Genomic DNA, 23,659 nt, shown 5'->3' on the forward strand with positions numbered 1-23,659 from the left:
GAACGAAAATGGCAATTATTACTTATACAACTCGGAAAATTGCGGCATAGAAAAATACTATATCGGGAAAAGGAGGAAACGATATAAAAAGAGGATGTGTCGGTTTTGACACACCCTCATTGGTCAGGATAAAGTTTTAGCGAGTGAGCGAGTCCCTGTATTCCGACGGTGTCATACCATATCTGTTCCGGAAGATACGATAGAAACTTCTTGCATTATTAAATCCGGCATCCGTCGCTACCGCTTCTATCGTATAATTATATTCCCGGAGCAGGTGGATGGAATAATCCAGCCGTTTGTTGTTGATATATCCGCTGAAGTTCGTGCCGGCATAGGTTTGGATCAGTTGTGCAAACGTGTTTTTCGAAATATGGATCTCTTTGAGCAAACGGTCCCTGGTAATATCCGGGTCCAGATATAGTTTTTCTTCTTCGATCAAGCGATCCAGTTTATCAAACAGATTCTTGTCTTCCGGAGACATTTTCACCACGTTATTTTCATCATCTTCCTGTTTTGTGCTTTCGTGTATTATTTCCTGCGGTACATTTTCAGGCATTTGCTTCAGCCTTTCGACTTCGATCTTCGCCTGGTGCAGTTCTTCCTGGCATTTCAATTGGTTGTTTATTTGTTTGGCCAGGAAACGGTTTTTTCGTTTGACCGTATGCAGATGGCGGACGACCAGGTAGATCGTAAGGCCGGCAAGCAGCAACATGCTGATCGTCGCAAACTGGATTATTTTCTGCCGGTCGAGCATTGCCTCCTGCTTTTTGATTCGCGTGTCTTTTTGATGAGTCTCGTAGATGGTTGCCAATTCAAGGGCGGCATTTTGTTTTTCGCGTGTAGTGATGCTGTCGGTGATGACCGATATGCGGTCTTTATAGTTTAAGGCAGCCCGGTAGTTGCCCAAACCGGTTGCAATGTCGGCCTGCCGCGATAGGAACCAGAGGAAGTCGGTGCTTACGCTATCCTGGTTGTTGACGAACTCTTTTTCACTCATCAGGCAATTGGCAGCCTCGTCATATCTGCCCGCCAGTATCAGGTAGTTCAGCGCCTCTGTTTTACCGTGAGATGTTTGGGCGAATTTTGTTGCACGATATCGTTTGAATGCTTCGGCTGCTTTTTCTTTTTGTCCTTTATCGAAGTAGAATACCGCCATTTTGCTGAATAAAAAACCATATTGTTCATCTAAATATCCCGGAGGAGCGCCTCCTAATTCAGCCATTTTGCCGATCAGTTTTTCTCTTTTCTTCCCGACTTCAATGGCCTTGTCTATTTCTTTCTTGCCATAATAATAGGTCATTTGTTGCCCGTATATAAAGGTCAAGGAAGCTAATTCGCGTATGTCGTTGCTGTTTTCAAACATTTGGATCGCTTGCCGGACGTAGGGTTCTGCCTTTTCCTGCAATCCTTGTTCCCGGTAGATCGTGCCGATTTGAAACAAGATGTCGCCTTCTATCCGTTTATACCCGATTTGTTTTGCTTTTTCGTATATCTCGGTTGCCAGCTTCATGGCCTTTTGGTATTCGGCTGAAAGCATATAAGCCGTTATCACATCTCTTTTTATTCTTATTTCGAGCATAGGCGAAGCCGTTTTCATGGAGTCGCTTTGCAAGGTTTTGTTCAGATATGTTTCGGCCAGATGGAACATACGTCTGTTATTGTATATCTGGAATCGCATATAGTTCGCTTTCATATCCGATATTATCCCTTTCGTCTCGGCAGTATCGAGCAGGTTTAAAGCTCGCTGGTGTTCTGTAATATAGATCGATTGTATGTAATCATAAGTATAAACGCTGTCTGCCGGGGAAGACATATCGTTTTTCTGTTGCGGATCTGTGCTTAGGCATCCTGCCAGTAAGCAGATAAAGAGGCTGATGATAGGGTAAAGTGTTTTCATATTTGTCCATTTTTTCAGTGGCAAAGGTAGAAAAAATGAAGTAGATGTCACCTGGGTGATGCAAATAAACAAGATATAATTTATGGGTTCGTGCCGCCATGACAGGAATTCTCTTTAATATGATAGAAACACATCTTTACACTGACAGCTGGAGACGGTTGTAGAATAATCGGGTAGGCCATAATCAGGAAGTGTATCAAAACTCTCCTGTTTCCACGTCAAGCGCGGGAACAGGAGAGTTTTGATACACTTCTATTTTTATAAACGCTATTTATGCTTCCTTTCTCGGCCTTCCCCTGCGGCGTTGGTTGTTATTGCCGGCGGGGCGGCTGTTGCTTTTTCCTTTTCCGCCGTCTTTGCGGGGGCGTCCTCTGCCGCGACGCATGTTGGAGTATTTTTCGGGCTCGTATAAAGGGGTTTCACCGAATTTGGGATCGACCGGTATTTTGTAGACTTCCTTATCCAGAAATTCTTCGATACGTTTGAATTGGAATTGTTCTTCGGTGGAAATGAAAGTGATGGCTAATCCCTCGCCGTTCGTTCCGCGGGCGGTACGACCGATGCGGTGCACATAGTCTTCCGGGTCGTGGGGAATGTCGAAATTGACTACCAACTTGATGTCGTTGATATCGATTCCGCGCGAGACGACATCGGTGGCAACGAGGATATCGATACGTCCGTTCTTAAACTCTTTCATTACCTCTTCACGCTGTGACTGCTCAAGGTCGGAATGCATGGCAGCCACGTTGAACTTCATTCGTTTGAGGGTGGATGCCAACTCCTTTACTTTCATTTTTGAAGACGAAAATATAATGACACGCTGCGGACGGCTCTGTGAGAACAGGTCTTCCAAGATACGCAATTTCTGCATATCGTAGCAGACATAGGCCGTTTGCATGATTGTTTCGGGTGGACGGGAGATGGCTATCTTGACTTCTACCGGATTTTTCAGGATCGTTTGAGCCAGCGTCCGGATCTTGGGCGGCATCGTGGCGGAGAACATGATTGTCTGGCAAGCCGGTGGCAGTTGCTTCTGGACCTGCATGATATCGTCATAAAATCCCATGTCGAGCATCCGGTCCGCTTCATCAAGGATGAAGAAGGATACCTGCGACAGGTCGACAGTCCCCAGTTTGATATGCGACAATAAACGTCCGGGGGTAGCGATCACAATATCGGCACCCATTTCCATCCCGCGCTTTTGTTGCTCCCAGGCAATACCGTCCGTTCCTCCGTAGACAGCAACGGCGGAAACGGGGACAAAATAGGTGAAACCTTCGATTTGCTGGTCGATCTGTTGGGCCAATTCGCGTGTGGGAGCCATGATAATGGCATTGATAGCATTGGCCGGATGTAATCCTTTGCTGAGTTCATTGATTACCGGCAACACATAAGCCGCTGTTTTTCCTGTTCCAGTCTGTGCACAGGCAATAATGTCTTTCCCTTCCAAAATAACCGGAATCGTTAGTTCCTGCACTGGAGTTGTCTCCATAAAATTCATTGCGTCAAGACCATCCAATACGGCCTCTTCTAAATCCAATTCGTCAAATCTCATCTTTCATCATTAAATTCCCGGTAAAGGTAGGTAATATTTGGCAATATTTATTACACGGAAGGCTGCTCTTCTTTCAAAACAGTCGTTTTTTTCAAGAAGATATTGATTTTAACGATGTTTTTCAAGGGTGTTGTTATAAAAATAAATATCTTTAGACCCAAATTAGCGTTTTAAAGCATTTTGTTATGGGCAGTACTTATGGCGGAAAGGATTTTCAGCCAATCTTACAAAAGCAAGATTCATTACATGAATTGATCAATACGATTTTGGATAAACTACCGTTAGGCGTTTTTGTAAAAGATGCCGAAGATGATTTCAGATATCTGTATTGGAATCGTTTCATGGAAGAAATAACCGGTATCGATACGAAAAAGGTTGAAGGGCATAATGATTTCGAACTGCGTTTTGATGCGATCATGTCGGCAGAAGAGCGTTTGGAGTTGGATCGTGATGTCATGATGACAGGTAGAACTGTTGAGTTCAATGGCAAGATTTCGGATGTATATGGCATTCGGAAAGATATTGAGGTCACAAAATTCCCGATCGCACTGAGTAACGGCAAACCTCTGTTGCTGGCTCTATGGCGCGACGTCACTGCCCGCAATAAGATGGAAAACACACTGAAGCGTTCGCAAGTACTCACCAAAATGGCTTTGCATGCAAACGACATCCGGCTTTGTTCCATATTTGTAAATCCCGATAGCAAACGAAATTATAATGATGCGGTTGTCCAGGTGAATAACTGGTTGCCGGGGAAGGAAGACGAACTGATTGATATCTCATGGCCTCGCTTTGCCGCGCGGGTTCATCCTGACGACAGGGAGATGCATGATGAGGCTTTCCGGAAGTTATGTTCGGGAGAAATGTCGGAAGTGAAAATCGAGTTGCGTGTGAAATATCCGGGAATGGATGATTACCACTGGCGTGAATCGTCGGCAACCGTTTACGAACGGGATGAACGGGGAAGAGCATTTGTGATTTTGGGGTGCACGATCAATATTCAGGAACGTAAGGGACAGGAACTGAATCTGGAAGAAGCCCGGCATAAAGCGGAACTTGCCGACAAGATGAAGTCCAAGTATCTGGCTGATATGAGTCATGAGATCCGTACCCCGTTGAATGCGATCACCGGTTTTTCCGAATTGATGGCTTTTGCCGATTCGGATGAGGAACGTCAGGGGTATTATGAGATCATTAAAACGAACAACCAGTTGCTCATGCAGCTGATAAACGATATTCTCGATCTATCCAAGATCGAAGCCGATGCCATCAAGATCAGTTATGAACCGGTCGATATAAACGAGCTGATGGATACGACATTTGCCTCTGTCAAACTCCGTATGCCGGAAGGTGTACAATTGTTCCTGGAAAAAGGCAGTTGCACTTGTCATTTCGGGACCGACAGCATCCGCCTGTTGCAATTGATCAATAACTTGGCGAATAACGCCATAAAGAATACCCAAGAGGGAAGCATCACTTTGGGATATACCTGCCTGCCGGATAAACGTCTGAAGTTTTATGTGAAGGATACGGGAATCGGCATTGCAAAAGATAAACTGGAGAGTCTTTTCACCCGTTTTGTCAAAGTGAACGATTATGTGGAAGGAATCGGTTTGGGGCTTGCCATCTGCCAGGGATTGGTCACTAAAATGGGTGGTTCCATGCACGTGGAATCCGAATTGGGTGTCGGTTCGACTTTCTCTTTCGTGTTGCCGTCACATGATGAATAATGTGCCGAAGCGATAATTCGCCGTTACATTATTTATAATATTTCTTATAGATCTTATTGAATGTACCGTTCTTGCGTATCTGGTCCAGCCAGCTGTTCAGGCTGTCGAGCAGGATAGGGGAGTCTTTGCGGACTGCCCAGGATTGGAGTTGCGTGAAACTTATGTCTGTTTTGATATCTATTTCCGGAAGTTGTTTTTGGGAAAGGACGGCTATTTGCTGGTCGCAGACGGCATAATCGATATCTCCTTTGGCTACCATGATGGCAAGCTGTTCCCCGGAATATAACTCGTCTTCTATTACGTAAATCGTATCGCCGATCTCATGTCCCAGGTTCTGTAGCCTGAGTTGGGAAGGAGAATCTTTCGGGATATATAAAGTCTTACCGGCCAGATCGAGTTGGTTACGGATCGGTTTAAGCCCGTTGTTGGCCTCTTCCGTTCGTTGTATCAGGACTTGTTTGTTGAGGACGATCGGCTCTGTGAACAGATATTTCTCTTTGATCTCGCTGGTTATCGGGATATTGCGGGCGACAACATCGCATTTGTTCTCTTCGAGCATATCGAAGCTCTCGGCCAAGCTCATTTCTAAAAGCGTCTGTACTTCCAAGCCTGATAATTGGGCGATGGCCTGGCTCAGTTCATATTGGAAACCTTCTATCGTATCGCCTGCCACATAATAACCCGATTGATTGTATTCGGTCACCAGCCGCAGGATTCCCTCTTCTTTGATCTCCGGATAATCGCGTGGGAGAATCTCTGTTTTCGACATGGTTTTCAGACGCCATAACATGATCATGGTTGCAACGGCGATTATCAGCAGCCCTGTATAGACTCCTATCAGTTTCCTCGATTTCATAAAATCAGTTGTTGAATGTGACAGCCACGCCCATTTTCAGGACGAACGGATCCAGCGGATAATGCGCCAGCGAGAAGTAGTTCGGATTGACGAACTTGGAACTCAGATTGTAGCCCATCACAAAGAAACGAGCCTGTTTCAGGTGGAAATTGACATAGGCATTGACAAGCGGGTAATTACCGACTTTCACTTCGTCCTGTACCTGGAACTGCTGTGTAGCCGGTTCGTAATACGGGGCGTAGTAAGAAGTATTATAATACATATTGGCCCCCAATTGCACCATCAACACCTTTGCTACCTTAAATTTCAGATACATATTGGTGTACAGGCTGATTTGAGGCAAAGGCAGTACACTTTTGTCGCTGCTCAACTGATAGGCTACTTCGTTTTCCCATCCGAAAGCGCGGTACATGACGTCTTGTTTGATGCGGGCGTTTATCACCTGCAAATTTCCGTTTTTCTGTTCCGGCATTCCTTGCTTGTTGAAGAATACATAGTTTTGTATGCTTTCGATCCCGGCAGACAACTGTGTCCGTGTCGATTCGAGGTCGATCTTGGCTCCGGCGTAGATTTGCTGGATCATGTTCATATCCCGGTTATCCCACCAGAAATAACGGGAATGGAAATGCCGCATATAGAATGAAGGAGTGACATTCTTGATGTATCCTTCCGCACTGATCGTTGCGTCTTTTTTAAATAGCTTGAATTTGGTTTGCAGGTTTCCCGTAGCCCGGAATTCCCCGATGTCGTCACCTACGACGCAAAGTTCTCCACGGGCATTGTAAGTCAGGATGTTTCCTCGGCGTTTGGAGATTTCAGCTCCGATATATGTAGAGAATTCGTCATAAACCTGTGTAACCGGAAATTCGATGGTGGAAGGAGAGGCGTCTAACCCGCTACCGTATTCGGGATCGTAAGACAGTCCCGGTATTTGGGCCGGCAACTGGAATTTGCGCTTGTCGAAAGTCGCAAAGGCTGTGATGCCGAACTTAGCCCAGTCCTGAAAACCTTCGCGGAGGGAGAGCCCGAAAGTATTGCGCAGATTCCAATAGGAAGTACGGTCGTCGACACCCGTACCGTTTTCCAAGCCGAATACACGCGGGTCCCCATCCGGAGTCAGATAGCATTCGTTCAGATTTTGGTTCGCTTCCGAGCGGAAACGGCGGCGGTTGTCCTGATATTCCAGTGTATGAATGATACTGGATACAGGAATAAATATTTTTACTGGATTTCCTAACGTGTCCACTTCCCCTTCCAGTTCGCGTTCGAATCCGAGGTTATAATGGTGGCTCAGGAAATACTGTTTGCCGCGTACACGGTTCCATGCCTTGACCGGATAGCGTGTGTCGAAAGCCTTAGGGTCGTCCTGGTTTCTCTCGCCGGCAAAATATTGGTCCGGGTTGGTGATAACCGAGTCGTTGGCCAACCCTCCGTTTTCGTAATTGATGAAGTTGAAGTTGCTCAGGTAGGCATGCGCTTCGTAGCGATCCGACTTGTAACTGCCGAAAAGACGGTAGCTCAACAACTTATTACCGTTATTCTTGTAATATCCGCGACTGTAGATATAATCCAGATCGCCGCCTACGTTGATCTTCGGGCCGAAGTTCATGGTCAGCGTGCCTTTCAATCGTTCGTTTTTGCTTTCGCTTCCTCCCATAGTCGTATACATCACGTTCGTATAGGGGATTTTCGTATTGTAATACAGGGCGTTCTGAGGGTCCGTGATATAATAATCGTAAGCATCGGCAAACAGGAAATCCCGTGGTTCCTTGCGTTCGGAAAAGATACGGGTTTGTGCCGGTGACCCCGTATTGGCCAGATAGCCGACTGCCAGCGATTCGGATTCCACCAGCGTGCTGTTGGCGAAATTCAATTTATGTGTGTCCAACGGGGCAATATAAGGATCGCCCAGCAGAGGCGTAAGGCGGTAGGCCGTGATACGCTTGTTGTCCGTCGATGCGCTATCGGGAATCAGCAGGCTGTCAGGAACTTCCTGATTGGCTTTGGAGAGGTTGCCGAGCGAGAATCCTTTCCGGTCTCCGCCCGGCCGGCGTTGCGCATGCAGAGCCGAAGCGGATATTATCAAGAGTAATAATATGTATAAGCTATGCTTCATGAGGGGCAAAGATATAACAAAAGGGCGTCCTACGAAATAGAAACGCCCTCTTTATATTCTTTTTGCAAGATTACACTTTCTGTATAATCTCCATACCTTTCTTAATGGCAGCCTCGTTCATCGGGATGAGCTTGTGGTGGCGTTCGGGCAGGGATTTCTTCAAGCCTAACAGAACGTTTTCCAGTTTCACCATCGGGACGATTTTCAGCAGTCCGCCAAGGATCAGCATATTGAATGCTTTCTCGTTTTTCATTTCCGTAGCCGCGTCCATGGCATCCACGCGATATACGCTGACGTCGGTCCGTTTCACCGGTGTATGGATTCCATATCCGTCATAAATAATGATGCCGCCTTTTTTCACCTTGCTTTCGAACTTGTCCATAGAGGGCTGGTTCAGGATGATGGCAATATCATATTCGTTCAGTACGGGAGAGCTGATGCGGTCGTCACTCAGGATAACGGTTACGTTGGCTGTACCACCACGTTGTTCAGGGCCGTAAGAAGGCATCCAGCTGACTTCCTTCCCTTCCATCAGGCCGGAGTAAGCCAGGATCTTACCCATTGACAAAACCCCTTGTCCGCCGAAACCTGCTATTATTATCTCTTGTTTCATTGTCAATAATTTGCTGATTAATTATTCTTTGTTCTTGAGATCTCCTAACGGATAGAACGGGAACATATTCTCTTCCATCCATTTATTTGCCTTTTCAGGTGTCATTTTCCAACCGGATGAACAGGTGGAAACGAATTCGACAATTGAAGTGCCCTTGCCGGCCATCGAGTTTTCGAATGCCTTGCGAAGCATCTTTTTAGCTTTGCGGACGGCTGCCGCAGTCTGTACGCTCTGGCGGGTGACCAGGCAGGTCCCTTCCAACTGTGCAAGCAGGTCGCCGATCTTCAGCGGGTAACCGTTGAGGGCGATGTTACGACCGTAGGGGCAGGTTGCCGTCGGCATTCCTTCCAGTGTCGTAGGAGCCATCTGACCGCCTGTCATACCATAGATGGCATTGTTGACAAATACGATCACGATATTTTCTCCACGGTTGGCGGCATGGATTGTTTCGGCGGTACCGATGGCAGCCAAGTCACCGTCGCCCTGGTAAGTGAATACCATCTTGCCCGGATTCAGTCGCTTAACAGCTGTCGCGATAGCAGGCGCACGTCCGTGAGCCGCTTCGATCCAGTCGATGTCCAGATAATTATAGGCAAAAACGGCGCATCCGACAGGAGAGACGCCGATCGTTTTATCTTCCATACCCATCTCGGCAATCACTTCGGCAATCAGCTTGTGTATCACGCCGTGACTGCAACCGGGACAGTAGTGCATGGGATTTTCATTCATCAACCTGGGTTTCCCATATACCAGGTTTTCCGGTTTAATTATTTCGTTAACTTCCATGTTCGTAATTATTTAGCTAATAAATCTCATCAGATATTGAACCAAGCGGAAACAGATTGCCGCGCCACCGCAATACAGGAATGGCTGGCGGTTTTCAGGGAAGGCGAAGTAGCAGATTACTGCCGCTACAGCCAAAACCATGAATAACCAGGTCAATATCGTGTCAATTTTACTTCCGCGTGTCATGATTGAAAATTAAGAATTAAGAATTAAAAAATAAGACAAGTCGACTAAATGATTTCTTAATTATTAATTCTTAATTATTAATTCCTTAAGCGCATTTAGAACTTCATCCGGGGTGAACACGATACCACCGAGGCGGCCGAAATGTTCAACCTTTACCTTACCGTTTACGGCCAGACGTACATCTTCAACCATTTGTCCGGCGTTCAGTTCGACAGAAAGCATACCTTTTACTTTATCAGCATAAGCAGCAATCACTTTTTTCGGGAACGGCCATAATGTGATAGGACGGAGCAGCCCGAGCTTGATGCCTTCCGCACGTGCGATTTCGACCACTTTCTGGCAGATACGGGCGGAAGAACCGAAAGCGATCAGCAGATATTCAGCATCTTCGCACTGGAACTCTTCGTAGCGGACTTCATTTTCTTCGATCTTCCGATATTTAGCCTGGAAGCGGATGTTGTTTTCTTCCATCTTTGCCGGGTCCAATTCAAGTGAAGTAATGACATTCGGTTTACGGCCGGCTGTCTTTCCCTGTGTAGCCCACGGGCATTCGGCTATGATTTCTTCTTCTGTACGGCGTGTATGGAAAGGAGGCAATACCACTTTTTCCATCATCTGGCCGATGATACCGTCTGCCAGAATAATGGCAGGATTGTTGTATTTGAAAGCGAGTTCGAAACCTAATCCGACGAAGTCCGCCATTTCCTGCACGGAAGAGGGAGCGAGCGTGATCAGGCGGTAGTCGCCATGTCCGCCACCTTTGACTGTCTGGAAATAGTCAGCCTGGCTGGGCTGTATCGTCCCCAGACCGGGACCGCCACGCATCACGTTCACGATCAGACAGGGCAGTTCGGCCCCTGCGATATAAGATATACCTTCTTGTTTCAGACTGACACCGGGGCTGGACGAGGAGGTCATCACACGTTTGCCTGTACCTGCACCTCCGTATACCATATTGATGGCTGCCACTTCACTTTCAGCCTGTAACACGACCATTCCGGTTGTTTCCCACGGCATTTCGGCCATCAGGGTTTCGAGTATCTCCGACTGCGGAGTGATCGGGTAGCCGAAGTAACCGTCTACACCGTAGCGGATAGCCGCATGGGCGATGGCTTCGTTACCCTTCATTAATTTTACTTCTTCTGCCATATCTGTTTATTATATTTTTACTTTATAGATGGTTAAACAACCGTCCGGACAAACTAACCCGCAACTTGCACAACCGATACAGTCATCGGGGTTTTTCATGTACACATAATGGTATCCCTTGTTGTTTACTTCACGCGGGTGCAATTCGAGCACATCCGACGGGCAGGCTACTACGCAAAGATTGCATCCTTTGCATCGCTCTGTGTTTACAACAACAGCTCCTTTTATCTTCGCCATAATTTATTATATTTAAAAACTAATGTAACACTAACTATCTCATTTGCGACTGCCAAAGGTAGTAAAAACTTTACAGAAAGAATCTTTTTTACTTTAATTAGTATGAAATTGTTACTTCCGGCCGCCTGTAAAAATGGCCGCGAGTCAAGGCGACACCTGCTTTGTGGCGACGGGAATCAAGCGGACAGGACTGTTAAGCCCTGATGGCATCGGTTCCCATTTGTCGTATTGTTTTTGCTGGTAATCCAGGTTGACCATGTTGATCTCCTTGAAGATTCGCCAGACTGTTTTCCGGCGATCGTAATCGGCGATCCTGTTTGCGGGCAGGTTGGTCACATCCACATCGATCCGGTTAACGCCCGGAACCAGATAGTCTCCGACTTTCAGGCGGAAAGGGACAGCCCAGACGGTTCCCGCCGGCTGCCCGTTGATGTGGACACGTGCACTTTCGCGTACGTCCCCCAAGTCCAGTATCCAGTCGTCGGCTGCTATTTCGGGCAGTCTGAATGTCAGGCTATACCGGGCAGTCCCCATATTCCGTCGTGCGTCCGGATGGTCGAGTGTGGTCCAGGAGGCAGGACGGTCTATCACGAATGTCCCCGGAATGGCCGGTTCGCTATCGCGGAAATTCAATATCCAGTCATGATCCAGGCCGATGCTGACCGGCTGTTCTTGTATATACTTCCAGGCGGGACAATCGGGAGCCTCTCCGGTGAAAGTCTGCAAGATCAGCGAACCTCCGGAAGGTATTTGCAGATACACTTCCGTTTTTCCTTCGTTGCGGCGGATGCCGGCAGTGCCGGTTTCTTTTGTCATCGGGTCATACAGGATGGCAGCGTTGGCTTGGACGCCCAGCGGAACCCAGCCGTCGACCCCTTTATCCTGCAAGGAGGTGATAAAGTAATGATGTCCGGTAGCGTTGGACCGGCGGATGCATTGCAGGCCGAAACGGGTTTTCATCTCTTCCTGTGCGACTCCGCAAGCCTGCAAGGTGAGAGCGTAGTCGGAACCGGTGATGATCCGCCCCTTTTGCAGGCTGCTCGTCGCGGTTTCGCTGAAAGAGGCGGTTTTCGGTAGCTTGTCCCATGCTTGGCGAAAGTGTCTTCTCCTTTTATCCAGATCTCCGAAACCGGGTACGTCTTCCGGGTAGTTCCCGATGAAGACGATCGTGGCCCCTTCTTTTGCCAATTGTACCAGATGGCTTAAAATATCGGCGGGCATATAACGGGCGGCGGGAACGACCAGCGCCTTGTATAGGGAACCGCCCGAAGTCACCAGCTTCCCGTTTTTGATGCCGGTACTCCGGATGAAGTTGTCAGAAATATAATCGACATCATATCCGCTTTCGTAAATGGTGTGTATGGCATGGATAAACCGGGGAGCCCGTTGTTGCATTTTATGGATATCGAAAGCCAGGAAACGTTCGCCTGCTTCCTGCCACATATCGTATACCGGCAGATAAACCAGGAAATCATTATCGGGCTTGCCCATCTGCAAAAACGACTGGCAACGGGCGATATAATCGAAAAAGGCGGGGGCATCTTTCCATATGCTGTTTGTCGGCGACATGTTGACAGACGCGTAGAACAGCCAGCCGGGCCATTCCGCCTCGCGGGGCGAATAGGGAGTACCGTGGAAAAACATGTGGTTGACACCCGATACGAACATCAGGTCCATATCCGGTTTGCATTGTGAAAGCGACGTACGGAAGTGTTCGGTCAGCCAGGTGAAGGTCTCCGAGGAGGTATATTTTTTGCCGGCTATATGGGCTGCCGAGGAGGCGTATTTGAGCATCGACAGGTCCGAGTCGTTTTTGCGTGTCAGCGAATCCCGGCGTAATCCTTCGATATGGAACCGGGAGAGGCCGAACCCCTCGCATTCGGGGATATCGACCGTGGCGTACAGGTCGATCAGGTTGCCCGGCGAACCATGTGCCTGGTTACGGGTGAGGCTTCCGCCCCGGTGCGCCCATTCCGTCCATTGGCGGGTAAAGTTCTCCAGCAGGAGTTCCGCCAGCGTCTCCCGGTAGTCCGAGAGGATGCGGGCGGTCGTATCCGTCCGTACGGGATTCAGGAATTCCGGCAGGTAATTTTCCAGCCGGTATCCGCGCCTGCGGACAAACTCGTCGAGCAGGCCGGGTGTCCAGTCGGCTCCGTACACCTCATACGAGTCGTTGAAAAAGGCATGCGGATAGGGAACCTTGTTTTCCCGGAAAGCCTGTTCGAAGGTTGCGAAATACTGCTTGACGGCGTTTCGGGAAAAATGATCCATAACATAACCTTCCCCGCCGGGAGCCGCCCGTTTCACTTGCTGGAATGTTTTCCCGCAAAATAGAGCTATCAGGCGCCAGTTCCCCGCAGGGACCGTCCAGTCGAGCCGGTTGTTTTTCACTTTTGATGTGATGTCGATCCGTTCCCCCTTATCGGAAAAGGCCATCAGACGGCTCAGGTTGGCGACGTCCCGTTGTTTCCGATCCTCCGCTTCGATCGCGGTCCGAAGCCTTTCCCCGCCTTTGGCTGCATATTCCCGGAAGATCGCTTTGGTCGCTGCATTTTCCAGGGAGATCATCGGACCACCGAAAGGCCAGCCGGTTCCGGCGTTCATGTCCGTTTCCATTCCGAGACGTTTGCATTCGGACCGGGTGTGTTGCAACATCCGCATCCAGTCGGGAGAGAGGAACGGGATTTCGTGTGCGTCGTTTCCCTGTACGCCATAGATAGGGGTGATCTCGACGCCGCCTAACCCTGCCTGGGCATAGGTTTCCAGGTTATAAGTCAGGTTCGCCGTGTCTACCGCGCTCCCCAGCCACCACCAGCGGGTTGCAGGACGCGATTCGGCCGTGATCTCCGGCCACGATTGTGAAAAAAGCGGTGTTGCGGTCGTCAGGCAGATGAAGGCAACAGGCAGGATATGTTTGAAACGAGGTGTAATGTCCATAATAAATATTGATTTTTCAGGGTTAAAGATACGAATTTATCCGTTACTTTTGGCTTGATCCAAAAGCAACCGAAAGATCAAGATTATTCTGTTACTTTTCTCTTGAAAGAAAAGTAACCAAAAGTTCAAGGCCGAACCTGCTTCGCTACTCCGTTCCCTCCGTTCGCTGTCGCGTCTGAAACTCGCTTCGCTCAGACAGCAGACGCTCCGGGCGCTCACTGCGGTCTCTTCGCTTGACGCTCACCAGCTTAGGCCGGAAGTAGAGCCGTTCCGGCTCTGTTGAGGATGGGGATGCCGCCTGCTTTGGGGTGGGCGCTTACAGTGCCCGGACACTGCATATCGGTGCAATGTGCCAACAAACGGGGCTTTCCTTGTTTCGCAGGCTCTCTTTTGCTCTGCTTCAGCAGACGGATAGATGATTGTTCCCGGCTTTGCCGGTTTCTCTGTGGGTTTTAACCCCCTTTAATTATAATATATGGAAAGGGACTGAAGTCCACAAAGGAAGAGGCTTTGCCTCCGGATCTTTTAAACCGTCTGCTGAAGCAGACGGCAAAAGAGAGCCTGCACCACAAGGCAAGCCTGTAAGCCCGACATATCTTAGCCCAGGGCGTAAGATCTGGGTTTAAAAATACATGCTCCTTTTTTAAGTCCTGTAAGGGTGACGCGATTGTGTCACAGGTTGTTGTGCGGTTGTCCCGGCCTTTTCCTTGATATTGTATCTCTCTTATTAAAGATTTTCTTACCGTTTGTAACGGTTTACGGCAATAAACTGATTACATGTTATCGAGAAGAACGCCGGCTTACATGGATATCTATAAAATCAATAGGTGAAAACAAAAGGAACGGCAATGTCGCTTTTCCTTAAATATAATTACGCATATAAAAAAATGCTGCAAGGCTGGCTCGTCGACAACACGGTGACCACCGAAAACAAGAATGACAAGATCCTGATCCTCAAATCGGCAGGCAATCTGACTTGTTAAATACGTAATACGGCAAGAAAGGGAACCGGCGGGGATATCATACCATATCTTCGCCGGTTCTTACTATTTCTACCTTCAGCGTCTTGTGGAACGGGATGAAGCGGGAGACGACGGCCATGACGATGGCAAACAGCAATGTATAGCCCAGCAATGTCTTGAGCCCTAACAACAAACCTTGCGTTTGCAGCGTGTTGTAGAGTGTATTGGTGGCCAGTTGCGTGGCTTCTTCCAGCGGGTGGCCTTGCGCCAGGGCGTTGTTGAGCGACTGGTTGAAAGTGCCGGCGGCAAGCGGGTTGTCCATCCGCATGTTCTCGGAGAGGACGGACATCGATTGCAGTTGCAGGCGGTAGATCATGTTGTTGAAGAAGGCGGAAGCGATCGACGGTGCGAGGACGGACCGGAAGGTGATCAGGAAAAAAGCGTTGTAGATCAGTAGCTTCGGATCCAGGTCTTCCACCACATAAACGCCGAAAGCGATGAACAGGATCAACATTCCCATCCCTCTGAAAAACATCGGCAGGTAAAGCATCTCGTATGTCCCGTCCGGCTCGATGCCGAAGTAGAGAATCGCCAGGTAGACGGCGAAGCACGACATGCCGCCGGCTATCAGAATCCTGAAACGCCACCGTTGCCACCTGAACCACCAGTAACAGATGAACGCCCCGCAGACGAACCCCGGCAGCATCCACAGGTTTAGCGAATTGGTATGCACGCTGTCTATCCGGAGCACCGAGTTCAGGTAGCTCGTGAGCACCGAACTGGAGGAGGAGAGCACCATCGTGATGATCATGAACACGTAACCGATCAACGCCTTGCTGCTGTTCAGCACCGTAAGGCGGATAAAGGGCGTTTGCGAATATTGCCGGCGTACGAATAGCCACAGCAGCAGGGGAGCCGCCAGCGTATAGGCCAGTATCTTATCCGAGGAGAACCAGTCGAGCTGCTTTCCGTAGGTGGCAACGTAAACGACCAGCAGCATGGCGGTAGAGCCGACCAGCATGCTTTTCCAGTCGATCTCACGGAAAGGGAACCGGATCGGCCGGCGGGCGTAACGGAAGAAAAGCAGGACGAAGAGGATGGCGAGCAGTTGCAGGATCATGACGAAATAGTACATGTATTGCCACTGGTAGGAGTAGGCGAGTTGAGCCGTGAGCGCCATCGAAATCTGTCCGCCTGAGAAGACGAGCGGGTAGAAGTAGGCATAAAATTCGCTTCGGACATTCTTCGGGCTGAAGAACGGACGCGTCATCGTGGTGAATTCCAGCATGACGAAGGCTTTCAGGATGCCGATGAAGAAACTGCATGTAATGACGATCTCCATTTGCCTGGCGTTGGCGCAGATGAAGCTGAGGATGACTTGCAGCAGGAGGTCGATCAGCAACACGGTCTTGGTCGTGATGACAGGCCGCAGCTTGGGGATAATCGGATAGGCGATGGCCATGCCTACCGAGGTGGCGTAGTAGGCCATCCGGATGTCTTCGCTCATGACGCCTAACGTGCCCGATACCTCGACGATGTCGCCCGTGTACGCTCCGTTTACCAGCGTGATGGGGAGCAGGATGACGAAGGCGGTGAGAAGTCCTAACCAACGGGGGACCCAGGGACGGATCGGTACGTTCAGTGCTTGCAGGCGGTTCATGCGGATGGCGGGTTAGTGGCGCAAGGCCTCTGTTTCGACCATCATCCCGGCACGGAGCAATTGCATATCTTCGGGCGAAACGTCCTGCAGGTCGATGCGGACGGGGATGCGTTGCTGGACTTTGACGAAGTTGCCGGCGGAGTTGTCGGTCGGAACCAGGGCGTACTTCGAGCCTGTCGCTTCGGAGATGGCGGTGACGACGCCGTGGAAGGTGCGTCGCTTGAGGGCGTCGACTTTGATCAGGACTTCCTGCCCGATGAAGATATTGGCGATCTGCGTCTCCTTGTAGTTGGCGGTGATCCATTTGTCCTCTCCGCGGACTAAGTAGGTGAGGGTTTGCCCGGCTTGCACGAGCTGTCCTTTTTCGAGCGTCCTGCGTCCCATGTAGCCGTCGTAGGGGGCGGTGACGACGGTGTAGCTCAGGTTCAGTTCGGCCATTTCCAATTCTGCCTCCTTGCGCAGGATGGCGGCGTCGGCGCTGCCTGTCTTTTTCGATGTCTCCGAATATTGGGATTGGGCGGCCTGCTTCTGGTGCATCAGGGCGTTATAGCGTGCCTGCATGGCTTCGTAGTCCGCTTTCACCTGCTCGTATTGCTGGCGCGAGACGGATTCCTCCTTGAGCAGGTTGGCATAGCGGCGGTAGTCCTGTTCGAGCCGCCAGAGCTTTGCTTTCGTCTCGGCGATGTTGGCATCCTGCACCGATACGTTCACTTCCGACGTGCGGATGCCTGAACCGAGCGCGTCACGGGCGGAGCGGGCGTCCATGAGGGCGGCTTCGGCATCTTTCAGCTTGATGCGGTATTCGCGGTCGTCGAGGATAAGCAGGGTGTCGCCTGCCTCTACGAACTGGTGTTCGGTGAAGCGCACCTCGCTGATGTAGCCCGGCACGCGGATGTTGACCGGGATGACGTACTGGTCGACCACCGCGTCGTTCGTGATCTCGTAGTAGACATATTTCCGGAAGTAGTTGACTGTCCACGAAATGCCTCCCAGGATCAGGAGGGTGCAGACGGTGTTCAACGTGATGTTCCGGATCTTTAGCCGGATCAGTTGTTGTCTTCTTTTATGATGGTTGGAGGTGTTCATCTTTTATGGGTTTATAAGTTGCCGCATGCGTGCATGAGTTGATAATAGGTATAGACCGCTTCGCTCTGGGCGGTCGTGAGTTGCAGTTCGGCTTCGAGGCGTACGCTGCTGGCATCCAGAAGGTCTGTCAGGATCGACAGTTGGTTGAGATAGCGGTTGTTTACGATCCGGTAGTTTTCATTTGCCTGCCTGACGGAAAGTTTCAATGCTTTTACCCGGTCGATCGCTTCCTGGTGGCGGATATAGGCGCTGCGCACATTGACGCGTATCTCCTGCATCATCTGTTCTTCCGCGTTGCGGCGGAGGCTGACATATTGCCGCGCTTCGTGCATTTTGTGTTTGTTGCGGTAAAGGGACGAGAGGCTGTAGGATAGGCTGAGCGCAACGTTCCAGTTGTTGGCAAACATATCGTCCATCGTGCTGGTGAGCGGGCGGGACAGGGTGTTGCCGGCGTGTATTGCCAGGGAAGGCAGGTAGTCGGCTCTCGAAATCCGGATGTCGTTTTCGGCCAGGCGTGTGTTGTAGCGGGCGATTTGCAGGCCGGGGAAATGGGTGTATGCTTGCTGTATGTAGGCTTCGCAACTGCCGAGGGTGACGCCGGCGGACAAGAGCGTGGTGTCCGGCAGCAGGAGCAGGGTTTCATCGAGGCCGAGCACGATGTCGAGTTGTTGGGAGACAATGGTGATGTTGTCTTTGGCTTCGCGGAGCGCGAGGTCGTCGTTGGTGAGTTGCAGTTCGCTGCGTATCTCGTCGTTCCGCGTGACGATCCCTTCTTTCCATAAGCGGCGGATATCTTCAAGCCTGCGCCGGGACTCTTCGATGTTGCGGGCCAGCACCTCCGTTTCTTTGTACAGGGCGAAAAGATCCATATACTGGCGGAGGAGCGAGAGCTTGATATCCGCCTGGTCGTTTGCCGTGTAGAGCGAGGCTACCTGTTTCTGGAGGGTGGCGCGCCGGATGGTTCCGCGTATTTTGCCTCCCTGGTAGAGCGGTTGGGTGACTTCCACATTATAATTGTGCGACCAGTCGGGCATGTCGGGATGGGTCGGTTTCGACAGTCCTTGCCTGAAGATCGTCGTCTGGCCGATGTATCCTGCCGTGGCTCCGATGCTGATGTCCGGCAACCGCGCAGTGCGGGCTGTCTTTTCCTCGTCTCCCGCAATGACTTCCTGCATCCGGCTGGCTTTCAGGTGCAGGCTGTTTTCCGTACCCAGCCGGAACAGATCGTCGAGGGTAAGAGGATAGGTCTGCTGCGCGTCTCCCGCAACAGGCTTTGTGGACATTAGTAACAAGATTAAACTATATTTTATCCAGTATCTCATCCAGTTTCTTTAAGTTGTTTGTGAACAGTTCGATTTGCCGTGCAGTCATCCGCGCCCCGACTTCATCGTAGATATTATAGAGGAGGGGCTTGACCTGAAGGGAGAGCTTTTCGCCTTCTTCCGTCAGGTGGATTTGCTTGTTGCGCCGGTCCGACGGGTCTTCCCGGCGTTCCACCCAGCCTTTCTTCTCTAAGTTATTGATGAGGTTGGTCAGGCAGGCTTTGTCTTTAGCCGTCTGTTCTGCCAGGTATTGCTGGCTTACTCCGGGTTTCTTCCATAGACGGTGCATCACCTGGAGCATTTCGAATGTCATGTCGACATTGTTAGACTTTAATACTCTTTGTATGGTCTGGCGAAAGGTCATTCGCGTTTTCAGGATTTGGAGCATTAATTCGTGTGCCGCTTCATTATTTGCCATTGCTGTTTACTTTTACGGCACAAAAGTAGGAAATATCCTTGAGATATTGGTTAAATGTTTAACTGTTTCTTTCAGTGAATACGCTGTTTCAATTCATCCAGCATGTTCACTCGTTCCAAAGAGAACGTATTGTCGTGCGTTTGGATATATTCTAAGAGCGTCTTGGCCTTTTGCAGCATCGCCTGCTCTTCGTCGGGATAGAGGTAGCTTTCCTCGATCAGGGTTTTGACGGCTATCTCGAGGCGGAGGATTCCGCCGTTGTCGTCACTGTCGAGACGGCGGATAAGCTCTTCGGGCGGGACCGTCATAAGGGCAGGACGGTCCAGTTTGAGGGAGTTGTAGACGGTTTGGATCAGCTCCGGGGTATGGCGGGCCGCATTCGTGTTGCGGTTCATAATGATCTGAAGGACTACTTTGGCAAGTTCTTCGATCTGTATCATGATGAAATCTCGTTTTAACACCTTTGTGAATTTAAAATCAGGAATTAATAATTAAGAAATAATAGTTCACTCTCCACTCTCCATTTTCAATTGTCCACTGTTATCTTAATGATGCGGACATCTTTTTTCGGACGGTCGTATTCGTCGCGGGGTTGGCCGGCGATGGCGTCGAGGACGTCGAAGCCTTCGACGAGTTCGCCGTAAACGGTATAGTTGCCGTCCAGATGGTGGCAACCGCCTTCGGTCGTGTAGGCTTTCCGTTGCTCTTTGGTGAACAACAGGTGGCCGGGCGTGGCGCGCACCATCGAATCTACCTGGGCGTTGATTTTACGCAGGCGTTTCTGGTACTCGCGTTTGTTGCTGGCTTTCTGCATGCGCAGTTCGGCACGGACGGGATAGAAGAACTTCTGCATGGCTTTCTCCTTGATATCCTGGTTGGCGATCATTTCCAGCGTGTCCAGTTCACCGTTGGTGTAGACTTTTCCTTGCACGATATAGAATTGCGACATGTCCGATTTCTTTTGCGGGTTGATGTCGTCGTTCTGGCGGGGAGCGGCCAATGCGCCCCGCTTGTTGAAGCGGTGGGGCCGCATCTCCGGCATGATCTCCGAATTCCGGTCTCCGAAACCGCAACGGGCGCCGGCGGGGGCATTGCGCGAATCGGGAGCGCCGCCCTGCATCATAAATTCAGGGAGCACGCGTGTGAACAGCGTCCCGTCGTATTCGCCCCGTTTGGCACGTTCGATAAAGGTGCGGACGTGGTTGGGAACGTCGTCATACAGTTTCGCTTTCAGGGTTCCGGCGCTCGTATTGATGGTGACTATTTTTGCAGGAACCTGTTCAGATGCGGATGTTACGGTGTCCGCATCGCTCTGTCCGAAGGCTGGCGAGAGGCAGGCCAGCAAGCCTAATAAGATATAACAGCTCTTTCTCATCTTTTAAAATATTTGGTGGGTAAAGATAGTATTTATGTTGTTAAACACAAAGTAAATGGCTACCTTTGCAGACTTTAAGGCAAATTTAAGATTATAAACTACACATGTTATTATGAATTGGATTAATGATTTGTTATGGGGCGAAGGCATCGGCCACTCCATACTTCTGCTTTCCTTTGTGATCGCTGCGGGCATACAATTAGGAAAGATCAAGGTCTTCGGCGTTTCTTTGGGGATCACTCTTGTGTTGTTTGTGGGGATCATTTTAGGGCATTTCGGTTTTACGATCAACCACAACGTGATTCACTTTTTTAAAGAGTTCGGATTGATACTTTTTGTCTATTCCGTGGGTATGCAGGTCGGACCGGGTTTCTTCTCTTCTTTCAAACAGGGGGGGATAACGTTGAATATGCTGGCGTGCGGAATTGTGTTCTTAGGAGTCGTGACGGCTGTCATTCTGCATTATGTGACCGGTATTCCGATGCCTACGATGGTCGGTATTTTGTCGGGTGCAGTCACGAATACACCGGGATTGGGTGCTGCCCAGCAGGCGTTTTCCGATATGCACGGAGTGTCTGACAATACGATTGCTTTGGGATATGCTGTTGCTTATCCGCTGGGTGTGATCGGTATTATCCTGTCCATTATCCTGATTAAGTATATTTTCCGTGTGAGTTTCGATAAGGAGAACGAACAGTTGAACAGCGAAGATTCTTCGCATACCAATGAGGCTAAACCTGTATCGCTGGTTGTGAAGAATCCGGCTATCTTTAACAAGACGGTTGCCGAATTGTCGAACCTGCTGGAACATCGTGACTTCGTTATCTCCCGCGTCTGGCGTGACAGCAACAAGCAGATCGAGATCGCTTCCGCCAATACGGTCCTTCAGGAAAACGATAAAGTTTTTGTTATCACGACCGAGACGGATGCCGAGACAATCAAGACGTTTATCGGTATCGAGATCGATATGGAGCGTAAGCAGTGGATCCGTATGGAGAGCCAGTTTGTCAACCGCCGTATCCTGATCACGAAGCCGGAACTGAACGGTAAGCGTCTGGGACAGTTGAAGCTGCGTAAATTATATGGTATCAACATCACCCGTATCAACCGTGCCGGTGTCGATCTGGTCGCCAAACCGGGGCTGACTTTGCAGGTGGGCGACCGTGTGAATGTGGTCGGTACCGAAACAGCGGTTTCCAATGTGGAAAAGGTTTTGGGCAACTCTATGAAACGCCTGAACGAACCGAACCTGATCACGATCTTCGTCGGTATTGCATTGGGTATCGTGTTAGGGAGCATTCCTATTACATTCCCTGGTATTCCGCAGCCTGTCAAGTTAGGCCTGGCGGGTGGTCCGTTGGTTGTGGCGATTCTGATCAGCCGCTTCGGCTATCATTATAAATTGATTACTTATACGACACAGAGTGCCAATTTGATGTTGCGAGAGATCGGTATTACGCTTTTCCTTGCTTGCGTGGGTATCAGTGCCGGTGACGGTTTTGTCGATACGATCGTGAATAATGGTGGTTTTGCCTGGATCGGCTACGGTTTCATCATTACGTTTGTGCCGTTGATGATCATCGGCTGTATCGGCCGTTATTTCTGCAAGGTCAACTACTTTACGTTGATGGGGCTTATTGCCGGCAGTACGACCGACCCGCCTGCATTGGCTTATTCGAATGCAACAGCCGGAAACGATGCTCCGTCGGTAGGGTATGCAACGGTCTATCCGTTGACAATGTTTCTCCGGGTATTAACGGCGCAGTTGTTGATTCTGTTCTTTGCATAACAATATTTCAATGATCTTTCTGTTACTTTTCTCTTGAAAGAAAAGTAACCAAAAGTTCAAGGCCGAACCTGCTTCGCTACTCCGTTCCCTCCGTTCGCTGTCGCGTCTGAAACTCGCTTCGCTTGGGACAGCAGACGCTCCGTTCGCTCACTACGGTCTCTGCGCTTAACGCTCACCAGCTTAGGCCGTAGTTAGAGCCTGACGGCTCTTTAAGGATTGCCGATACCGCCTGCTCTTTTGCGATCCCGCATCAAGTGAGGCAAGCCTCGTGCCGCAGGCTCTCTTTTGCCGTCTGCTTCAGCAGACGGATAGATGATTGTTCCGGCTTTGCCGGTTCCTCTGTGGATTTTAACCCCTTTCATTGATTGCATTAAAAGGGGTTAAAACCCACAGAGGAAGAGGCTTTGCCTCTAAATCCTTTTAAACCGTCTGCTGAAGCAGACGGCAAAAGATAGGCTGATGGGCTTCGGGGATTGCCGATACCTATATAAAAGGCGGTATCGGCAATCCCAAGAGAAAGCGGAGCTTTCTAAGAAAGGCCTAAGCGGACAGGCGTAAAGCGGAGGGTGAAGGCGGAGCGGCAGGAGCCTGCGCTGTTTGAGCGAAGCGAGTTTCGCAGGCGACAGCGTAGCCTTTACCCGGAGTAGCCTGGACGGTTAAGCCTTGATCTTTTGGTTACTTTTGGATCAAGCCAAAAGTAACAGATAAATCGGTATTTAACGGTTCAAATATTCTCATATTCGTACTTTTTATTTGTGGCAGAGCAGGAGGCTTATTGTGTAATACCGGTTCTTTGACAACAAAATACAATCTTTAATAATTGGCCTGAAATCCGGCTTTTTGAGGGTAAAAAAGACTCTCTCATCCTGAGGTGCGCAATTTTTTGCCATGAAGACGGTCGTAATTGCCCTGAGGTGCGCAGTGTATATAGCATGACGACCGTGTTCATGGCGACGAAGACGGTCGTAAAGGAAACGAGGACGGT

19 protein-coding genes are annotated in these 23,659 nt (G+C 49.7%); 3 read left to right on the plus strand and 16 right to left on the minus strand.

Going from position 1 to position 23,659, the window contains the following annotated elements; translation table 11 throughout:
* Nucleotides 1-136: 136 nt before the first annotated feature.
* Both H8S65_RS12895 and H8S65_RS12900 read right to left on the minus strand, forming a co-directional pair.
* The gene (locus tag H8S65_RS12895; RefSeq protein WP_186930364.1) at nt 137-1,897 is read right to left on the minus strand and encodes a helix-turn-helix domain-containing protein; all 1,761 of its coding nucleotides are present in this window, start codon (nt 1,895-1,897) and stop codon (nt 137-139) included.
* A gap of 271 nt (nt 1,898-2,168) precedes the next feature.
* Nucleotides 2,169-3,452: a DEAD/DEAH box helicase gene (locus tag H8S65_RS12900; protein ID WP_186930365.1), complete on the minus strand. Its 1,284-nt coding sequence runs from the start codon at nt 3,450-3,452 to the stop codon at nt 2,169-2,171.
* Nucleotides 3,453-3,637: 185 nt separating this feature from the next.
* Here H8S65_RS12900 and H8S65_RS12905 point away from each other — a divergent pair, with 185 nt between their 5' ends.
* Nucleotides 3,638-5,182, plus strand: a complete 1,545-nt coding sequence (locus H8S65_RS12905; protein WP_186930366.1) for a PAS domain-containing sensor histidine kinase — start codon at nt 3,638-3,640, stop codon at nt 5,180-5,182.
* Nucleotides 5,183-5,210: 28 nt separating this feature from the next.
* Here H8S65_RS12905 and H8S65_RS12910 read toward each other — a convergent pair whose 3' ends face one another.
* The 7 genes from H8S65_RS12910 to H8S65_RS12940 all read right to left on the minus strand — a co-directional run bounded on the left by H8S65_RS12910 (nt 5,211) and on the right by H8S65_RS12940 (nt 14,062).
* Entirely contained in the window at nt 5,211-6,038 is an 828-nt protein-coding gene (locus tag H8S65_RS12910; RefSeq protein ID WP_186930367.1) for a transporter substrate-binding domain-containing protein, read from the minus strand.
* A gap of 4 nt (nt 6,039-6,042) precedes the next feature.
* The gene (locus H8S65_RS12915; protein ID WP_186930368.1) at nt 6,043-8,154 is read right to left on the minus strand and encodes a putative porin; all 2,112 of its coding nucleotides are present in this window, start codon (nt 8,152-8,154) and stop codon (nt 6,043-6,045) included.
* A gap of 70 nt (nt 8,155-8,224) precedes the next feature.
* Nucleotides 8,225-8,767 (minus strand): 2-oxoacid:ferredoxin oxidoreductase subunit gamma family protein, encoded by a 543-nt coding sequence (locus H8S65_RS12920; RefSeq protein ID WP_186930369.1) that lies wholly within the window; start codon nt 8,765-8,767, stop codon nt 8,225-8,227.
* Between the two features lie 21 nt (nt 8,768-8,788).
* Complete coding sequence (locus H8S65_RS12925) at nt 8,789-9,553, minus strand: thiamine pyrophosphate-dependent enzyme (RefSeq protein ID WP_186930370.1); 765 nt, start codon at nt 9,551-9,553, stop codon at nt 8,789-8,791.
* A 249-nt stretch (nt 9,554-9,802) separates the two neighbouring features.
* The gene (locus tag H8S65_RS12930) at nt 9,803-10,888 is read right to left on the minus strand and encodes a 3-methyl-2-oxobutanoate dehydrogenase subunit VorB (protein ID WP_186930371.1); all 1,086 of its coding nucleotides are present in this window, start codon (nt 10,886-10,888) and stop codon (nt 9,803-9,805) included.
* Nucleotides 10,889-10,897: 9 nt separating this feature from the next.
* Complete coding sequence (locus tag H8S65_RS12935) at nt 10,898-11,125, minus strand: 4Fe-4S dicluster domain-containing protein (RefSeq protein ID WP_115499504.1); 228 nt, start codon at nt 11,123-11,125, stop codon at nt 10,898-10,900.
* A 144-nt stretch (nt 11,126-11,269) separates the two neighbouring features.
* Entirely contained in the window at nt 11,270-14,062 is a 2,793-nt protein-coding gene (locus H8S65_RS12940) for an alpha-L-rhamnosidase (protein WP_186930372.1), read from the minus strand.
* An 827-nt stretch (nt 14,063-14,889) separates the two neighbouring features.
* On the opposite strand from H8S65_RS12940, the gene H8S65_RS12945 reads away from it, so the two are divergent.
* Complete coding sequence (locus tag H8S65_RS12945) at nt 14,890-15,045, plus strand: HU family DNA-binding protein (RefSeq protein WP_186930427.1); 156 nt, start codon at nt 14,890-14,892, stop codon at nt 15,043-15,045.
* Between the two features lie 37 nt (nt 15,046-15,082).
* Here the strand turns inward: H8S65_RS12945 and H8S65_RS12950 are convergent, their stop codons facing one another.
* The 6 genes from H8S65_RS12950 to H8S65_RS12975 all read right to left on the minus strand — a co-directional run bounded on the left by H8S65_RS12950 (nt 15,083) and on the right by H8S65_RS12975 (nt 20,885).
* Complete coding sequence (locus tag H8S65_RS12950; protein ID WP_186930373.1) at nt 15,083-16,684, minus strand: MFS transporter; 1,602 nt, start codon at nt 16,682-16,684, stop codon at nt 15,083-15,085.
* 12 nt (nt 16,685-16,696) lie between these two features.
* Complete coding sequence (locus H8S65_RS12955) at nt 16,697-17,770, minus strand: HlyD family secretion protein (protein ID WP_186930374.1); 1,074 nt, start codon at nt 17,768-17,770, stop codon at nt 16,697-16,699.
* Nucleotides 17,771-17,781: 11 nt separating this feature from the next.
* Complete coding sequence (locus H8S65_RS12960) at nt 17,782-19,092, minus strand: TolC family protein (protein WP_186930375.1); 1,311 nt, start codon at nt 19,090-19,092, stop codon at nt 17,782-17,784.
* Nucleotides 19,070-19,510: a MarR family winged helix-turn-helix transcriptional regulator gene (locus H8S65_RS12965; RefSeq protein WP_186930376.1), complete on the minus strand. Its 441-nt coding sequence runs from the start codon at nt 19,508-19,510 to the stop codon at nt 19,070-19,072. Before H8S65_RS12965 ends, H8S65_RS12960 begins: the two co-directional genes overlap by 23 nt.
* A 71-nt stretch (nt 19,511-19,581) precedes the next feature.
* Nucleotides 19,582-19,971, minus strand: a complete 390-nt coding sequence (locus tag H8S65_RS12970) for a hypothetical protein (RefSeq protein ID WP_186930377.1) — start codon at nt 19,969-19,971, stop codon at nt 19,582-19,584.
* A 65-nt stretch (nt 19,972-20,036) separates the two neighbouring features.
* Nucleotides 20,037-20,885, minus strand: a complete 849-nt coding sequence (locus H8S65_RS12975; protein ID WP_186930378.1) for a peptidylprolyl isomerase — start codon at nt 20,883-20,885, stop codon at nt 20,037-20,039.
* 112 nt (nt 20,886-20,997) lie between these two features.
* Here H8S65_RS12975 and H8S65_RS12980 point away from each other — a divergent pair, with 112 nt between their 5' ends.
* Nucleotides 20,998-22,674, plus strand: coding sequence for a putative transporter (locus H8S65_RS12980; protein WP_186930379.1), 1,677 nt, complete (start codon nt 20,998-21,000; stop codon nt 22,672-22,674).
* Between the two features lie 209 nt (nt 22,675-22,883).
* On the opposite strand, the gene H8S65_RS12985 is transcribed toward H8S65_RS12980, so the two are convergent.
* Nucleotides 22,884-23,036: a hypothetical protein gene (locus tag H8S65_RS12985; protein ID WP_186930380.1), complete on the minus strand. Its 153-nt coding sequence runs from the start codon at nt 23,034-23,036 to the stop codon at nt 22,884-22,886.
* Nucleotides 23,037-23,659: the final 623 nt, after the last annotated feature.

Origin of the sequence: Parabacteroides hominis, from assembly GCF_014287585.1 — a bacterium.
GTDB lineage: Bacteria > Bacteroidota > Bacteroidia > Bacteroidales > Tannerellaceae > Parabacteroides > Parabacteroides hominis.

Bases quoted from the DNA above. Each gene is read 5' to 3' on its own strand.
- H8S65_RS12985 (WP_186930380.1), bottom strand. From the start codon at position 23,036: ATGAAAGGGGTTAAAATCCACAGAGGAACCGGCAAAGCCGGAACAATC.
- H8S65_RS12950 (WP_186930373.1), bottom strand. From the start codon at position 16,684: ATGAACCGCCTGCAAGCACTGAACGTACCGATCCGTCCCTGGGTCCCC.
- H8S65_RS12960 (WP_186930375.1), bottom strand. From the start codon at position 19,092: ATGAGATACTGGATAAAATATAGTTTAATCTTGTTACTAATGTCCACA.
- H8S65_RS12905 (WP_186930366.1), top strand. From the start codon at position 3,638: ATGGGCAGTACTTATGGCGGAAAGGATTTTCAGCCAATCTTACAAAAG.
- H8S65_RS12900 (WP_186930365.1), bottom strand. From the start codon at position 3,452: ATGAGATTTGACGAATTGGATTTAGAAGAGGCCGTATTGGATGGTCTT.
- H8S65_RS12925 (WP_186930370.1), bottom strand. From the start codon at position 9,553: ATGGAAGTTAACGAAATAATTAAACCGGAAAACCTGGTATATGGGAAA.
- H8S65_RS12955 (WP_186930374.1), bottom strand. From the start codon at position 17,770: ATGAACACCTCCAACCATCATAAAAGAAGACAACAACTGATCCGGCTA.
- H8S65_RS12895 (WP_186930364.1), bottom strand. From the start codon at position 1,897: ATGAAAACACTTTACCCTATCATCAGCCTCTTTATCTGCTTACTGGCA.
- H8S65_RS12975 (WP_186930378.1), bottom strand. From the start codon at position 20,885: ATGAGAAAGAGCTGTTATATCTTATTAGGCTTGCTGGCCTGCCTCTCG.
- H8S65_RS12915 (WP_186930368.1), bottom strand. From the start codon at position 8,154: ATGAAGCATAGCTTATACATATTATTACTCTTGATAATATCCGCTTCG.
- H8S65_RS12965 (WP_186930376.1), bottom strand. From the start codon at position 19,510: ATGGCAAATAATGAAGCGGCACACGAATTAATGCTCCAAATCCTGAAA.
- H8S65_RS12920 (WP_186930369.1), bottom strand. From the start codon at position 8,767: ATGAAACAAGAGATAATAATAGCAGGTTTCGGCGGACAAGGGGTTTTG.
- H8S65_RS12980 (WP_186930379.1), top strand. From the start codon at position 20,998: ATGAATTGGATTAATGATTTGTTATGGGGCGAAGGCATCGGCCACTCC.
- H8S65_RS12935 (WP_115499504.1), bottom strand. From the start codon at position 11,125: ATGGCGAAGATAAAAGGAGCTGTTGTTGTAAACACAGAGCGATGCAAA.
- H8S65_RS12940 (WP_186930372.1), bottom strand. From the start codon at position 14,062: ATGGACATTACACCTCGTTTCAAACATATCCTGCCTGTTGCCTTCATC.
- H8S65_RS12910 (WP_186930367.1), bottom strand. From the start codon at position 6,038: ATGAAATCGAGGAAACTGATAGGAGTCTATACAGGGCTGCTGATAATC.
- H8S65_RS12930 (WP_186930371.1), bottom strand. From the start codon at position 10,888: ATGGCAGAAGAAGTAAAATTAATGAAGGGTAACGAAGCCATCGCCCAT.